Source organism: Actinophytocola sediminis (assembly GCF_054779715.1).
Genome location: NZ_BAAGXS010000035.1, coordinates 81040 through 96539 on the forward strand (window position 1 = coordinate 81040; position 15500 = coordinate 96539).

Annotated in this window: 7 protein-coding genes and 2 pseudogenes; 5 read left to right on the forward strand and 4 right to left on the reverse strand. The window is 71.2% G+C overall.

The features are described from left to right. Nucleotides 1–13: 13 nt before the first annotated feature. From ACYVIP_RS22170 to ACYVIP_RS22180, 3 genes and pseudogenes are all read left to right on the forward strand, one after another. Nucleotides 14–4753, forward strand: a pseudogene (locus tag ACYVIP_RS22170) (SDR family NAD(P)-dependent oxidoreductase); the annotation flags it as partial. Nucleotides 4754–4933: 180 nt separating this feature from the next. Beyond that, a pseudogene (locus tag ACYVIP_RS22175) lies at nt 4934–6301 on the forward strand (thioester reductase domain-containing protein); the annotation flags it as partial. A gap of 372 nt (nt 6302–6673) precedes the next feature. After that, entirely contained in the window at nt 6674–8128 is a 1455-nt protein-coding gene (locus ACYVIP_RS22180; protein WP_460399304.1) for a flavin monoamine oxidase family protein, read from the forward strand. A gap of 86 nt (nt 8129–8214) precedes the next feature. On the opposite strand, the gene ACYVIP_RS22185 is transcribed toward ACYVIP_RS22180, so the two are convergent. After that, the gene (locus tag ACYVIP_RS22185) at nt 8215–9108 is read right to left on the reverse strand and encodes an isoprenoid biosynthesis enzyme family protein (RefSeq protein ID WP_460399306.1); all 894 of its coding nucleotides are present in this window, start codon (nt 9106–9108) and stop codon (nt 8215–8217) included. Beyond that, nucleotides 9105–10016, reverse strand: a complete 912-nt coding sequence (locus ACYVIP_RS22190) for a LysR family transcriptional regulator (RefSeq protein ID WP_460399308.1) — start codon at nt 10014–10016, stop codon at nt 9105–9107. Before ACYVIP_RS22190 ends, ACYVIP_RS22185 begins: the two co-directional genes overlap by 4 nt. Nucleotides 10017–10114: 98 nt before the next feature. On the opposite strand from ACYVIP_RS22190, the gene ACYVIP_RS22195 reads away from it, so the two are divergent. After that, nucleotides 10115–11536 carry an MFS transporter gene (locus ACYVIP_RS22195; RefSeq protein WP_460399310.1) on the forward strand — a complete coding sequence of 474 codons (1422 nt, stop codon included), beginning with the start codon at nt 10115–10117 and terminating at the stop codon, nt 11534–11536. A 27-nt stretch (nt 11537–11563) separates the two neighbouring features. Further along, a complete protein-coding gene (locus ACYVIP_RS22200; RefSeq protein ID WP_460399312.1) occupies nt 11564–12307 on the forward strand; it encodes an IclR family transcriptional regulator in 744 nt (247 codons plus the stop codon). Here the strand turns inward: ACYVIP_RS22200 and ACYVIP_RS22205 are convergent. Both ACYVIP_RS22205 and ACYVIP_RS22210 read right to left on the reverse strand, forming a co-directional pair. Continuing rightward, nucleotides 12288–13589: an acetyl-CoA hydrolase/transferase family protein gene (locus tag ACYVIP_RS22205; RefSeq protein WP_460399315.1), complete on the reverse strand. Its 1302-nt coding sequence runs from the start codon at nt 13587–13589 to the stop codon at nt 12288–12290. The two genes, ACYVIP_RS22200 and ACYVIP_RS22205, sit on opposite strands and share 20 nt — an antisense overlap. After that, nucleotides 13586–15499 carry a CoA transferase gene (locus ACYVIP_RS22210; RefSeq protein ID WP_460399317.1) on the reverse strand — a complete coding sequence of 638 codons (1914 nt, stop codon included), beginning with the start codon at nt 15497–15499 and terminating at the stop codon, nt 13586–13588. Before ACYVIP_RS22210 ends, ACYVIP_RS22205 begins: the two co-directional genes overlap by 4 nt. Between the last annotated feature and the right edge of the window lies 1 nt (nt 15500).

A 15500-nucleotide genomic window follows, 5' to 3' on the forward strand; every position in this document is an offset into this window, starting at 1 on the left:
GGTTGTCGAGTATCTGAAGTGGGTCACCGCGGATCTGCAACGAACCCGCGAACGCCTGTCAGAGCTGGAGAACACGCGACGCGAGCCGATCGCGGTCATCGGCATGGGCTGCCGGTTCCCCGGCGGGGTCAGCGGACCCGAGCAGCTGTGGCGACTGGTGGCCGGTGAGCGGGACGCGATCACCGAGTTCCCCACCGACCGTGGCTGGGACGTCGCGGGGCGGTACGACCCGCAGCCGGGCAAACCAGGGAAGACCTACACCAAGCACGGTGGCTTCCTCCACGACGCCGCCGCGTTCGATGCCGAGTTCTTCCGGATATCCCCACGTGAGGCCATCGCCATGGATCCCCAACAGCGCCTGTTGCTTGAGGTGGCCTGGGAGGCGGTGGAACACGCGGGGATCGACCCGCGGTCGTTGCGTGGCAGTAGGACCGGTGTGTTCGCCGGGATCGCCGCACAGACCTACAACCAGTCCCTTGACCAACAGGACTACGCCGGATACCTGGCGACCGGCGTGATCGGCAGCATCGCCTCCGGTCGGATCGCGTACACACTGGGGTTGCACGGCCCCGCGGTCACCCTCGACACCGCGTGCTCGTCCTCTCTGGTGGCCACGCATCTGGCCGCCCAGGCGCTGCGCGCGGGGGACTGCGAGCTGGCACTGGCGGGTGGTGCCACCATCATGGGGACGCTGGACGGTTGGCTGGAGTTCAGTAGGCAGGGCAACCTGGCGCCGGACGGCCGGTGCAAGTCCTTCGCGGCCGGTGCGGACGGCACGGGTTGGTCGGAGGGCGTCGGTCTGCTGGTGCTGGCCCGGTTGTCCGACGCGCGTCGGCTCGGCTACCCGGTGCTGGCGTTGGTCCGCGGCAGTGCGGTCAACCAGGACGGCGCGAGCAACGGGTTGGCCGCTCCCAGCGGCCCCGCCCAGGAGCGCGTCATCCAGGCCGCACTGGCCAGCGCCGGAATCTCGGTGTCCGATGTGGACGCTGTAGAGGCGCATGGCACCGCCACCACCCTCGGCGATCCGATCGAGGTGCGGGCACTGCTGGCCACCTACGGAAAGGACCGGGCCGGTGACCGTCCACTGTGGCTCGGTTCGTTGAAGTCCAACATCGGACATACCCAGGCCGCGGCCGGGGTGGGTGGTGTGATCAAGATGGTGCAGGCGATGCGTTACGGCCTGTTGCCGAGGACCCTGCATGTCGATGAGCCGACCCCGGAGGTGGAGTGGTCCGCCGGTGGGGTGGAGTTGCTGACCGAGTCGCGGCCGTGGCCCGTGGTGGATCGGCCGCGCCGGGCGGGGGTGTCCTCGTTCGGGATCAGTGGTACCAACGCGCACCTCATTCTGGAACAGCCGCCGGCGCCGGAGTCCACTCAGGACTCCGGAACCGACACCGTGGTGCCGCTGGTGCTGTCCGCGCCGACCGGCCAGGCACTGCGCGCGCGGGCGAGCGAGCTTGCCCAGCGTTTCGCGGTGTCCGGCGGCCGGCCGGTCGACATCGGACTGTCGTTGGCCACCACCCGAACCCACTTCGACACGCGTGCCGTGGTGGTCGGCGCCGACGCCGAGGAACTGGCGGCGGGACTGCGGGCGGTGGCCGGCGGATCCGCCGGGGCGCTGACCGGCGGCCGCGGCCATGGCAAGCTCGCGTTCCTGTTCGCGGGCCAGGGTGGTCAGTACGCGGGTATGGGGCAGGGTTTGTACGCCGCCTACCCGGTGTTCGCGCGGGCGCTGGATGAGGCGATCGCCGCACTGGATGTCGAACTCGACGGTCACATCGCGTACTCGGTGCGGGACGCGCTGACACACCGCGATGAACTGCACGACCGCATGGTGTTCGCCCAGACCTCGCTGTTCGCTCTGGAGACCGCGTTGTTCCGGCTGGTCGACAGCTGGGGTCTGCGCCCGGACTGGCTGGCCGGGCACTCGGTCGGCGAGATCGCCGCGGCCCACGCCGCCGGGGTGTTGTCGCTGGCCGACGCGTCTCGGCTGGTCGCGGCCAGGGGCAGGCTGATGGATGGTCTCGCGCCAGGTGGCGCCATGATCGCCATGGAGGCGACCGAGTCGGAGACGGCGCGGGCGCTCGCGGCGGAACCGCTGGTCGGGATCGCCGGCGTCAACGGGCCGCGCTCGGTGGTGATCTCCGGCGCCGATCATCGGACGGCGGCGGTCGCGGCGCGGTTCGCGGCGCTGGGACGCAGGGTGAAGCGGCTGCGGGTCAGCTGCGCATCGCACTCCCCGCTGATGGAACCGATGCTGGCCGAGTTTCACCAGGTGGCCGAGGGCCTTTCCTACGAAGAGCCACGGATTCCGATCGTGTCCACTGTGACCGGAGAACTGGTGGACCAGGCCATGTGCGGGCCGGACTACTGGACCCGGCACGCCAGGAGCACCGTCCGGTTCTCGGCCGCGGTGTCCATGTTGGACTCGTTGGGGGTCTCCGCGCTGCTCGAGCTTGGCCCGGACGGGGTGCTCGCCGCGCAGGCGGAACGCATTCTGGACGATTCGGAGCGCGGCGGGCACCTGGTGGTTCCCGCGTTGCGGACCGGACAGGACGAGCCGCGTACCGTGGTCGGCGCGCTCGGCGCGCTGTACACGGCGGGCTTCAGTCCGGCCTGGTCCTCGGTGTTCGGTGACGCCGCCGCCGTGGTGGACCTGCCAACGTATCCGTTCCAACGACAGCGCTACTGGTTGCCAGCCGGGGCCTCGGTCGACGCGAGCGATCTCGGCCAGATCCCGGCCGAGCACGCGATCCTCGGCTCGGTGGTGCAGCAGGCCGACGGGACCAGAGTGCTGTACACCGGCCGTCTGTCCACCGACAGCCACCCCTGGCTGGCCGACGTTCCGGCGGCGGCGGACATGGTCCTGGCGGACCTGGCGCTGTATGCCGCCGATCAGGTCGACTGCGATGTGGTGGCCGAGCTTGTCGGGCACGGTCCGATCCGACTGGCGCCGCGGTCGGCGGTCGGCGTGCAGCTGGCCGTTGAGGCTCCGGGACAACTGGGGGAACGCCGATTCACCATCCATACCCGACAGAACACAGTGGACGGTGTGTGGGAGCTGGTGGCCGACGGTGTGCTCGCCAGGCAGGTAGCGCTGGCCCAGCCGCCCGCCGCTGAGTGGCCACCGGCCGGTGCGGTCGCCGAGGAACTGGATCCGGCGCTGGCCGACCTGGGTGTGCTCGCCGTGCTGCGCCGGGAGCATGAGCTGTTCGTCGAGCTCGCCCTGCCCGCCGAGCACCTCGGTGCGGTGACCGGGTTCGGTATCCACCCGCTGCTCCTGCATGCCGCGCTGGGCCAGCACCCGAGCGGCACCGCGCGGGCGCCGCGTCGTTGGCATGGCCTGCGGTTGCACGCGGCCAGGGCGGGCAGCGTGCGGGTCGCGCTCACCCCGACCGGTGAGCACACGCTCACGGTCCGGGCCGTCGACCTCGCCGGAGCGCCGGTGCTGACCGTGCGGGAGATCAGCACGGTCAGCACCGGGCCGATCGCCGCCGCGCCGAGCACCGCCGGGCGGGCGGCCGAACACGACGTGGTGTTCCAGGTGAACTGGGTGCCCACGGTGTTGCCCGCCTCGACACCGGTGCCCAGTTGGGCGTGGCTGACCGACAGGGAGAGTCGCGCTCAGGTGCTCGACGATCCGCCGGAGGTGTTGCTGATAGGACCGGGGGTCGCCGGCGCGCCGGGTGACCAGGTAGCGGCCACCCACGCGGTGCTGCACCAGGCCGTGGTGTGGCTGCGGGAACTGCTGAACGACTCGCGCCTGGCCGACACCAGGCTGGTCGTGCTCACCGAGGGCGGGGTCGCCACCGGACCCACCGAGGTGGCCGGCCTCCCGGCGGCGGCCCTGTGTGGACTGGTGCGGTCGGCGCAGTCGGAATACCCGGACCGGATCGTGTTGGTGGACGTCGAGTCCGGCCAGGACCCGAGGATCGAGCGGGTGCTCGCCGCCGCCATCGCCGTCGGCGAGTCGCAGTTCGCCCTACGTGGCGACCAGGTGCTGGTTCCCCGGCTGGCTCGGCTGCCGCTGACGCCACGGCCGGCCTCCTGGCCCGTCGATGGCACGATACTGATCACCGGTGGTACCGGCACGCTCGGCGCACAGGTTGCTCGGCACCTGGTGACCCGGCACGGGGTCCGGCGGCTGCTGCTGACCAGCAGGCGTGGGTCGGCCGCCGTGGGCGCGGCGGACCTGGTCGCTGAGCTCGAGGGCCACGGTGCCCAGGTCACCGTGGCCGCCTGTGATGTCAGTAGTCGCGACGCCGTGCGCCGGCTGTTGGCCGAGATCCCGGACGCCTGTCCACTGTCGGCGGTCGTCCACACCGCCGGTGTGCTGGCGGACGGTCTGCTCAGCTCGCTGACCGGCGCGGAGCTGGACGTGGTGTTGCGACCCAAGGTGGACGCGGCCTGGCATCTGCACGAGCTCACCGTCGGCATGAACCTGTCCGCGTTCGTCCTGTTCTCCTCGGTGGCCGGGGTGCTGGGGACGCCAGGACAGGCGAACTACGCCGCGGCCAACAGTTTCCTGGACGCACTGGCCGTGCACCGCGCGTCGCGGGGCCTGCCCGCGGTGTCCGTGGCCTGGGGTTTGTGGGAGAGCGCCAGCGGGATGACCGAGCACCTTTCCGAGGTACACCTGGGACGGATGGCCAAGGAGGGCCTGCTGCCGCTGCCCACCGATCTCGGCATGGCGGTGCTGGATGCCGTGGCCGCACAGCCGAATCCCACGGTGATCGGCATGCCGGTGGACTTGGCCGCCGCGCGAACCCATCAGCCGCAGCCCGTGCTGATGCGGGGACTGACCAGGACCCGTCACCGCCGGGAAGCCGCCATGGCCGGAGTGATCAGCGGCGACGCGCTGCTGGGGGAACTGTCCACCCTGGATGCTGGCGACCAGTACGAGTTGGTGTGTGGCATCGTGCTCGAGCACGCCACGGCGGTCCTGGGACGGGATGAGCGCCTGGCGGCCGACCAGGTCTTCCAGGACGTCGGCTTCGACTCGTTGACCGCGGTGGACCTGCGCAACCGGTTGGCCAGGGCGGTATCCGTGCAGTTGCCGGCCACCGCGGTGTTCGACCACCGGACACCGGACGCGTTGGCCAGGCGGCTGCTCGCCGACCTGCTCGGCGCGCCGACGACGGGCGCGGCGGACATCGACTTCGCGGGCGAGATCGGTCTGGCACCGGATGTCACCGCGGCCACGGCCGTTCACCACACCGCCGAGCCCGAGCACGTGCTGCTGACCGGAGCGACCGGCTTTCTCGGCTCGTTCCTGCTGCGGGACCTGTTGCGACACACCGGTGCCCGGGTGCACTGCCTGGTACGTGGGCGCGACGAGCAGGCGGCAGGTGACCGGCTACGCCGAGCGATCGAATGGTACGAGACGGGAGTGGACCTCGACCGGGTCGAGATCATCCGCGGCGATCTCGGACAACCGGGACTCGGCCTGGCCGAGGCCACCTTCGACGAGTTGGCCCACACCATGGACGTGGTGTTCCACGCCGGTGCGAACGTCAACTGGATCTATCCGTACCCGGAACTGAAACAGGTCAACGTCGGCGGCACCGAGGAGGTACTGCGGCTGGCCGCCCGGCACCGCACCGTGCCGGTGCACTACGTGTCCTCCACCGGTGTCTACGACCAGCGGCCGGGTGCGCGGATCACCGAACTGGACCCCAGCGGCCCACCGGAGATCCTGACCAACGGCTACCGCCAGTCCAAATGGGTCGCGGAACGCGTGATCGACCTGGCCAGGGAGCGGGGAGTCCCGGTCTCGGTGTACCGGGTGGACTCGATCTCCGGCGACCGTGAGCGTGGCGCCTGCCAGACCCAGGACTTCGTCTGGTTGAGCGTTCGCGGCATGCTGCAGGCCGGGGCGGCGCCGACCGGGGTCGCCATCGACTTCCACCCCACGCCGGTGGACTTCGTCAGCGGCGCGATCGTCGCACTCGCGGGGAGACCGGACAGCGTCGGCGAGACCTACAACGTGTCCAATGAGGACATCCTGACCTTCGCGCAGGTGCTCGACCAACTGCGTGAGCTGGGCTATGACATAGCCGACCTGCCACAACAGGAGTGGAGTCGGCTGATCCGTCGTGACCCGGCGAACGCGCTCACGCCGTTGCTCGACGTGTTCGAGACCGCGTTCACCGGACTCGGCGGGTACCCCGACATCGACACCAAGAAGCTCCACACCGCGCTGACCGGCACGTCGGTCAGCTGTCCGCCGGTCACCCGCGCTCTGGTCACGACTTACCTGCGGTTCTTCATACGTAGCGGCTACTTCCCGGCTCGGCGGTGACCGCCGCCGCACCGTCCACATAGAGGCTTGGACATCGATCTGAGCGTTCCAGAGATGGTCTACCGCCGTCCGAACGGCTTGACTTGGGCCATGACGCAGCAACTGATCTTGGTGACGGGTGGTACCGGCACGTCTCCGCCGGTACCACCCGTGCGACTCGGGACGTCATCATGGACGGCGACCCGGCCGCGACGCTGATCTGCTGTGGACAACTGGCCGGCTCATCGCCTGGTCCGCCGCGGTCGGGTGTGACGCAGCACCGCCTGCCACGGGTTTTCCTCTGTGTAGCCAGAAATGTTCTTGCGTCGGCGCACGTCCTGGACAAGGACACGCGCCGGCACAGTCGCGCATCCGAAGAACAGGGACGAAGTCGTGAATATTCGAAATGATCGCCGGGAGAGTCGATTATCTCGTCGGCAGCTGCTGATCGCCGGTGGAGCCGCGCTGGCGGCGGGCGGCGCGACCATCGCCGCCACGGCCACCGGTGTCGCGGGGGCGGCCACCGGCGACTCCGCCGACGCGCCGACGTATGACGCGATTGTCGTGGGCGCCGGGTTCGCGGGCGCGATCGCCGCGCGAGAACTACGCGCCCAGGGTCTGCGCACCCTGATACTGGAGGCGCGCAACCGGATCGGGGGTCGTACCTGGACGGAGACCTTCGAAGGCGAGGTGGTCGAACTCGGTGGCCAGTTCGTGGACTCCTCGATGCCGTTGGTCACCGCGGAGTTGCGGCGCTACAACATCCCCACCGTCGCCGGCCTGCCTCTTGACCAGGCGATCGTGTCCACGACCGGCGGGTTCACCCCGATGTCGGTCGGTGAGTTCGTCGGCCGGCAGGGCGAATTGCTGGCGAGGCTGTTCGAAGGCTCCACGGAGTACTTCCCCATGCCGCACAACCCGCTGTACCGCAGGGACCTGATCGGCGAGCTGGACGTGCTGTCGCTTCGGGATCGCCTGAACCAGCTGAACCTCAGCGAGCTGGACGAACGGCTGATCAACGGGACCACCGCGGGGCAGTCCGGCGGCTCGAGTACCTATGGGGCGCTGACCGCGTTGGCGCAGTGGTGGGCGCTGGTCGGCTGGAACGCGGAGAACTGGTACCAGGCACAGAGCCAGCGGATCAAGACCGGCATGGTCAGCCTGGAGACGGCGATCCTCAACGAGGCCGGGGCGGAGCTGCGGCTCAACTCGCCGGTGTCCTCGATCAACGACACCGGCGGTGCGGTCGTGGTGACCACCACGTCGGGCGCGGCGTACTCGGCGCGCACCGTGGTGGTGGCGGTGCCGGTGAACATGTGGCGCACGATCAGGTTCTCGCCGGGTCTGCCCCAGGTGCACCGGACGGCGAGCACTGAGGGCGTCGGCGTGCCCAACGCGCGGAAGATGTGGCTGATGGTTCGCGGGGTCGCGGACTCGGTGATGGTCAACGGCGCGGAGAACGACACCTTCATGACCGTCATCTCGCAGAGCAGGATCGACACCGACGTCCAGATCATGATGGCGTTGAACTCCCTGCCGGCGCTGGACGTGAGCAACTCGGCCGCCATCGAGCAGGCGTTGCAGCAGGTGTTGCCCGGAACTCAGCTGCTCAGCCACCGAACCCACGACTGGGGCGCTGACCCGTTCTCCCGTGGCGGCTGGGCGTTACGTCGCCCAGGACAGCTGACCGCGCAACTACCGGCGATTCAGCAGCCGCACGGCCGGATAGCCTTCGCCACCAGTGATATCGCCAGCGGCTGGGTGGGCTTCGTGGAAGGGGCTCTCGAGTCCGGCGCGTCGGCGGGCCAACAGGCCATCGAGCTGGCCGCGCTCGCTGGGCGTCGGTGAGGCGGGTGGGCGGCTGAACCGGCTGGCTCCCGCGCGCGGCCGGAATCGCGGGACCAGCCGGTGTGCCTGTTCGCGTTCCTGGCCAGCTAGTAGGTCAGGTCTCGCAGGTCGGCGCCGGCGTAGCTACCGGTGGCCCACTCGGACAGCCGGATGACTCCCATGGCTGGCAGGAAGTTCTCGGCCAGGAGCGGGTCCAGGCGTCGCCGGACCGAGGTCAGGCGGGTGGTGAGCTGGTCGCGCACCCAGTCCGTCGTGACCCCGGCGTACATCAGGATGTTGTTCTGGCCAGGCTCGTTCAGCTCGCGGTCGATGGTGGCGAGGTCGTTGGCCAGCCGGACCGCCACGGTCAGGTCGTCCACGGCCGGCACGAGCACGTCCAGCCGTGCCGGCAGGTCGGCACCGCCGTAGGCCACCCAGCGCGGCAGGTTCACCAGCCAGAGGGAGATGCTGTCGGCGTGGTCGAGGTACTCGGCGACGTCCAGGGTGATGCCCGCCGCGTGCGCGGATCCCCGTTCCCGTGCCCGGCCGGCGGTCCAGTCGTAGCGGTGGCCGCGCAGGCAGGCGGCGAACCTCGTCTGCCACAGGGACGCCAGCGGCGGATAGCCTGGCAGTCGCGCCAGCTCGTGTTGCCAGGCGGACAGGCTGTGCAGTAACGGGTTTCCGGGGTCCGACTGTCCGGTGTGGACCACGGCGAGACAGCGGTCGACGAGTTCACCTAGTTCGCCGGGGTCGGTCACCCGTTGCTCGAGATGGTCGTCGAAGGCGTAGGCCCACGCGGCCATGCGTGCGGAGTGCCGTAGCTCTTCCGGGGTGGCCCACGGGCCGACCACCGCCGCGCCGAACGCGGCACCGACCAGCGGCAGGTCCGTGTGGCCGGGCAGGAATGCGGCCGTCCAGCGCCGCAGATCGGCGAGCACGGCGTCGGCCAGCCGAATCAGCGGCACGAACTGGGCGGCGTCGGGATAGGTGTCCGTGGTCATGCGCTCGCCGGCCGTGCGCTCTGCTCGGTGGCGACCTCGACGGCCGTGTCGGCGAAGGCGCGCAGCAGCGCGGTTTCCGCGCCGCGGCGCCAGACCAGGGCGACCTCGGAGAGCGGCAGGTCCCGGATCGGCACCAACGCCACGTCCGGGCGCGCGTGGTAGCGGGAGACCGACTCCACCACGGGCGACACCCCGGCGCCCGCGCCGATCTGGGCGAGCAGTTCCTGGAAGGTGGCCACGGCCGGGCCGCGCCGGATCCGCGCGCCGCCGGGGGTCCTGGTCGGTGCGTGCGCCTCCCACCAGTAGTCCGGGGCCGGGCCGGCGATGTCGACCACGGTCTCGGTGGCGAGGTCCTCGACGCTGACAGATGCCGCGTCGGCGAAGCGGTGTTCGCGCGGTACGGCCAGCAGCCGTCGCTCGGCCAGCAACACCGGGCCGACGGCCAGGTCCTGCTCGCGCACGGGCAGCCGGGTGATCAGCACGTCCACCGCGTCCGCGCGCAGCGGGCCGAGCGGGTCGTTGCAGTGCACCTCGCTCATCGTGACCCGGCAGGCGGGGAAGCGGTCGCCGAAGCGGCCGAGGATGTCGGCGGTCAGCTCGTTGGCCGCCGAGCCGAGAAAACCCAGCCGCAGCAGGCCGTCCACCCGCCTGGCCGCGTCGGCCACGCGGTCGATGGCCCGGTGCAGGTCCTGGTAGGCGGGGCGCACCTCCTGGTAGAACCGCGCACCGAGCGCGGTGAGGCGGACCCGCCGGCTGGTGCGCTCGAACAGGCTCGAGCCGAGGCGGCGCTCCAGCAGCTGGATCGTCTGGCTCACCCGTGCGGGCGAAAGGTGCAGCCGCTCCGCGGTGCGCCGGAAGTGCGATTCCTCGGCCAGCACAAGGAAACACTCGATCTCACGGAGCTCCACGCCAGTCCTCCCGACCTGCTCGATCGTTAAGCCCAGCTTAACGCTCGTTGCGGAGTCGGCGATTGTTCACCCGCCGGTCTGCCAGCACCATCGACCGCATGACCACGTCCGACTCGGCGACCAGGCTGTTCGGCCGGCAGCGACTCATGCTGGTGGCGGTCATGACCGGCACGTTCCTGTCGATGCTCAACGACTTCATCGTCAATGTGGCCACCCCGGCCATCCGCACCGACCTGGGCGCCACCGCCTCCCAGCTCCAACTGATCATCGGCGGGTACGTCCTGGTGTACGGGCTGCTGCTGGTGCTGAACGGTCGGCTCGGCGACATCCACGGCCACCGCACGCTGTTCCTCGCCGGCACGGCGTTGTTCAGCGTGGCCTCACTGGCCTGCGGGCTGGCGCCCAATCCGGAGACGCTGGTGGTGTTCCGGGTGGCGCAGGCCGGCGGCGCGGCGATGCTGTACCCGCAGGTGCTGTCGATCCTGCAGCTGAGCTTCACCGGCCGGCAGCGGGCCACCGCGTTCGCCGTCTTCGGTACGACGATCTCGCTGGCGTCGGTGGCCGGGCAGCTCATCGGCGGTGTGCTGGTCGAGGCCGACCTGTTCGGGCTCGGCTGGCGGACCGTGTTCCTGATCAACGTGCCGGTGGCGCTCGGGGCACTGGCGTTGGCGGCGGTGTCGTTGCCGCGCACCAGGGCCGCCGTGCGGCCGACACTCGACCTGCCCGGTCTTGGCCTGCTCACCGTGACCCTGGCCCTGCTGTCCTTCCCGCTGCTCCAGGGGACCGACCTCGGCTGGCCCCGGTGGCTGATCGGGCTGCTGCTGCTCACCGCGCCCGCGCTGGCGGTGTTCGTGCGCTACGAGCAGCGCCGCACGTCCCGGGGGCAGTTCGCGCTGGTCCCGCCCGCGCTGTTCCGCATCCGCACGTTCAGCGCGGGCAACGCCATCGCGCTGATCTTCTTCGCCGGCAACAGCGGGCTGTTCTTCCTGCTGCCGCTGCACTTGCAGAACGGCCTCGGTCATTCGGCGCTCTACGCCGGGCTGACGTTCACGCCGTTGGCGGTCGCCTTCGGCCTCGGCTCGATGCTGGCCCCGCGCATCCAGGCCGCGGTGGGGTACCACGTGCTCACCACTGGCTACGGGATCAACCTCGTGGGCAACGTGGCCCTGCTGACCGTGGTGATCGCCGCCGGCTCGTCGATGACCGGCTGGCTGCTGGCCGTGCCGATGTTCGTCGTCGGCCTCGGTCAGGGGCTGGGGGTCAGCCCGCTGATCGGCGCCGCCCTGCACGACGTGCCGGGGGACGACGCGGGCACGGCCTCGGGCGTCATCCAGACCCTGATGCAGGTCGGCATCGCCTTCGGTGTGGCGGTCATCGGCCTGATCTTCTTCACCGTGCTCGGCCCGGCCACCGATCCGGACAGCTACCACACGGCGTTCACCTGGGCGCTGGTCGCGAGCCCGGTGCTGTCACTGACCTCGCTGCTGCTGGTGCCCACGCTGATCGGCGTACGTAACTAGGAATCCTCGTTCCTATATACTGACGGGATGGTTCAGCGGCGTGATCCCGCCTTGCTCACCCGGCGGCATCGGACGGTGGGGCGGATCGCGGCGATCCTCGAGGCCGCCGCGGCCGACGAGGGGATTCGGCTGAGTGCGCTCGCGTCCATGTTGGACGCTCCCAAGTCGTCGGTTCACGGGCTGCTCAAGGGTTTGGTGTCGGTCGGCTATCTCGCGGAGGTCGACGGGGGATACTCGCTCGGGCCGGCGATCCAGGTGCTCCTCGGCCAGGTCGAGCGGCCGCTGCTCGAGGAGGTGGCGGCCGGCACGATGCGCGACCTGCGCGACGAGTTCGACGAGACCGTCCTGCTCGGCCATCGGATGGGCGACTCGATCGTCTACCTGTCCAGCGTCGAGTCCCACCAGCTCATCAAGTACGTCGCCCGGCTCAACACCCGTCGCCCGGTGCTGCCGACCAGTATGGGCAAGATCTATCTCGCCGAGCTCGACCCGGCCGATCTGAACTCCTATCTGGCCGACCGGATTCCCAACGCGCGGCGGCGCAGGGAACTGGCCGTCCAGCTCGCCGAGGTCGCGGCGACCGGGGTCGCGGTCAACCGCAACGAGACCGTGCCCGGGCTCACCGGCGTGGCCGCCGGCATCCGGGAACGCGACGAACTGGTGGCGTGCCTGAGCATCGTCGGCCCGAGCGACCGACTTCTCCCGCAGCTCAAGCGAGTGCGCAAGGCGGCGCGCGCCGCGGCCGACCGGATCACCGCCCAGCTGCCATGAGCAGGTCCGCGCGCACGGCGGGGTCGGCGATCCCGGCCAGCAACCGGGCGCGCTCGGCCAGGGTCCGGCCGCGCAGGGTGGCGACCCCGTGCTCGGTCACCACCGTGTCCACATCGGTTCTCGGCGTGGTCACCACCCCGGTGGCCAGCCGGGCCACGATGCGCGACGTGCCGCCGGCCATGGCCGGGAACGCCAGGATCGACCGGCCGTGCGGCGCGCTCGAACCGGCGCGCACGTAGTCGACCTGGCCGCCGACCGCGCCGACGTAGCGTTCGCCCACCCGCTCGGCGTTGACCTGGCCGGTGAGGTCGATCTCGATGGCGCCGTTCACCGTGACCAGCGTGTCGAGCCTGGCCAGCGTGGCCGCGCCGTGCGTGTACCTGGCGTCGCGCACCGACAGCGCGGGATTCTCGTGCGCCCAGTCGTAGAGCCGCTGCCCGCCCATGAGCACTCCGCCGACGGTGACGCCCCGGTCGATCGGCTTGGCCGCGTTGGTGACCGCACCGGACTCGACGAGGTCGACGACCCAGTCGCCGAGCAGACCGGAGTGCACGCCGAGGTCGCGGTGGTCGCCGAGCAGCGCGGCGACCGCCTCCGGCAGCCGCCCGATGCCGAACTGGAGCACGGCCCGGTCCGGGATCAGCCCGGCGACCAGTTCGGCGATCTGTCTATCCACAGTGGACGGTGTGGCCGGTGGGAGTTCGGGCAGCGGACGGGCGGTGTGCACCGCGTGGGTGATCAGCGCGGCCGGCAGCCGGGTGTCGCCGTGGGTGCGCGGCATCCGCTCGTTCACCTCCGCCACCACCGCGCGGGCCGTCCTGGCGGCGGCCAGCAGCACGTCGGCGGTGACGCCAAGGCTGTGGTCACCGGCGGCGTCGGCCGGTGCACACTGCACCAGCACCACGTCCACGCGCAGGTCGCCGGCGGACACGAGGTCCGGCAGCGCGGACTGGTGCACGGGCAGGACCCGCGCGGCGCCGGTCTCGGTGAGCGCCCGGTTCGCGCCGTACCCGCCGAAGACCGTCACTCTCGGCGGGTCGACGGACTCCGGCCGGATGGTGCCGGTCAGGTTGTAGCCAAGCAACAACTCCACGTCCGGCAGCTCATGGCGGCGGGCCACCAGCAACTCGGTCAGCGCGGTGGGCTCCCCGGCGCCACACCCCACCAGCACCCGGTCGCCATCCCGCAACACCGCGAGCGGATCACGCTGTTCGGCCTCCCCGACGTTCTTCCCTGTTGGTCGCCTGGGTTGGTGTGGTGCGGTTGCGTGCGGGTCGTTCATTCCACCGCTCCGGACGTCCGTAGGCGGTCGACCTCGTCCGGTGGTAGGCCGAGTCGGTCGGTCAGTTCCTCGTCGGTGTTGGCGCCGAGTACCGGGCCGGCCGTGGTCACCGGTGGCAGCCGGCCGTCGCGGCGCCACGGCAGCCGGGACACGAGCAGCTCCGGCAGCCAGGGCGTGGCGACGGTGGTGAACAGGTCGGGGCTCGTCCACGGCGCCGCCGGCAGCTCCTCGTAGGTCACCACCGGCTCGTCCCGGTCGAACGGGCGCTGGTGGCCGGCGAGCCGGTTCCGTTGCGCGCGCACGAGGTTCAGGCCGTTCGCGGTGACCGCGGCGTCCAACTGGGACAGGGCGACCGCGGCCCCGGTCGCGCGGGCGCGCCGCGCGTACAGCCCGGCCAGCACCAGCAACAGCCCCTGGCTGGCCGCGTTCGCGTCGGACAGGCCGTAGGTCATCATGCCGATCGGCGGCTGTCCCTCGTAGGCCACCAGCGGCTCGATCCCGGCGCCGCCGGAGAGCACCGGGGCGTACGCGCGCAGTCCCCTGGTGCTCGGGTGGTCGCGGTAGCCGCGCAGCGAGACGTAGACACAGTCCGGGTTCCGCGCGTGCACCTGGCGCGGCGCCACCCCGAGCCGGTCCATCACCCCGGGGCTCAGGTTCTCGATTATCACGTCGGCGCGCGCGGTCAGCTCGGCGAGCAGCCGCCGGCCGTCGTCGGTGCGCAGGTTGAGCCCGACGCTGCGCTTGCCCCGGTTCACCGCGTGGAAGTACGGCGTCAGCTCGAGTTCCGGCGCGCCGGCCGGTATGTCCACAGTGGAGGGTCGGCCGCGGGTTCTGGTGTTGTCCGGCCGGGTGGCGCTCTCCACCTTGACCACCGTCGCGCCGAGGTCGGCGAGCGCGACGCCGATCGCCGGCCCGGACCACACCCACGACAGGTCGATCACCAGCGCGCCGGCCAGCGGCGCCGGGCCGGCGGTGCCGGCGGTGGTGGTGACGTCGTATGGCGGGCTCGGTACCCGCAGCCGGTCGCCGCTTTCCGTGGTACGCCAACGATGTCCGACCGCGGGGTTGGTCAGCACCTCCTCGGCGCGGCGGATCGGGCCGCCGGGGAAGCCGAACCGCGCGGCCAGCGCGACCAGGTCGGCCCTGGTCCGCGACCGCAGCCAGGGCGCCAGCCGATCGTCGACCTCCTGGGGGTAGTCCCGGCCCATCGCCCGCAGGTCCTGGTAGCGCGGCTGGGCCGCCCACGGCGGGGCACCGGCCGCCTGGACCAGCGTCGCCCAGTCCTTCGCGGTGCGCCCGATCAGGCAGAACTGCCCGTCGGCGACGTCGAACATCGAGTACGGGTAGCCGCCGCCGCTGCCGTTGGCCCGCCGCCCGGCGCGGTGCCAGCCCGAGCCGTAGGGCAGGTACAGGTTGGCGTTCGTGGCCACGCTCCACGCCACGACGTCCACTCCGGACACCTCGACCTCGCGGGTGCCGTCCAGCACCGCGGCCAGCGCGGCGCCGGCGAGCTGGGTGCCGACCATGTGCTCGAGGCAGCCGTCGGGCACCGGCAGCGGAGCGCGGTCGGGCTCGCCGATGGCCACCGCGACCCCGCCCCGACCGGCCAGCGCGCGACCGTCGAGCCGCTGGTTGGCCTGCGGGGCAAGCGAACCGCTGCCGGCATGGCGCGCGACGACCGGCGCGGTCAGCCCGGTGGTGTCCGCGTCGTGTTCGGCGATCAGCACGTCCGCGGCCAGCGACGCCGGTGCCGGGGCGAACTCGCCGAGCCACAGCCGCTCGTCCTCGTCCACCGGCCCGCAGCGCAGCCACACCGTGGCGCCGAGGTCCACGAGCATCGACGCGGCGGCCCGGACGACCCGGCCGTCGCCGGCGACCGCGACGCGCAGCCCGGCAAGCAGATCCGACACA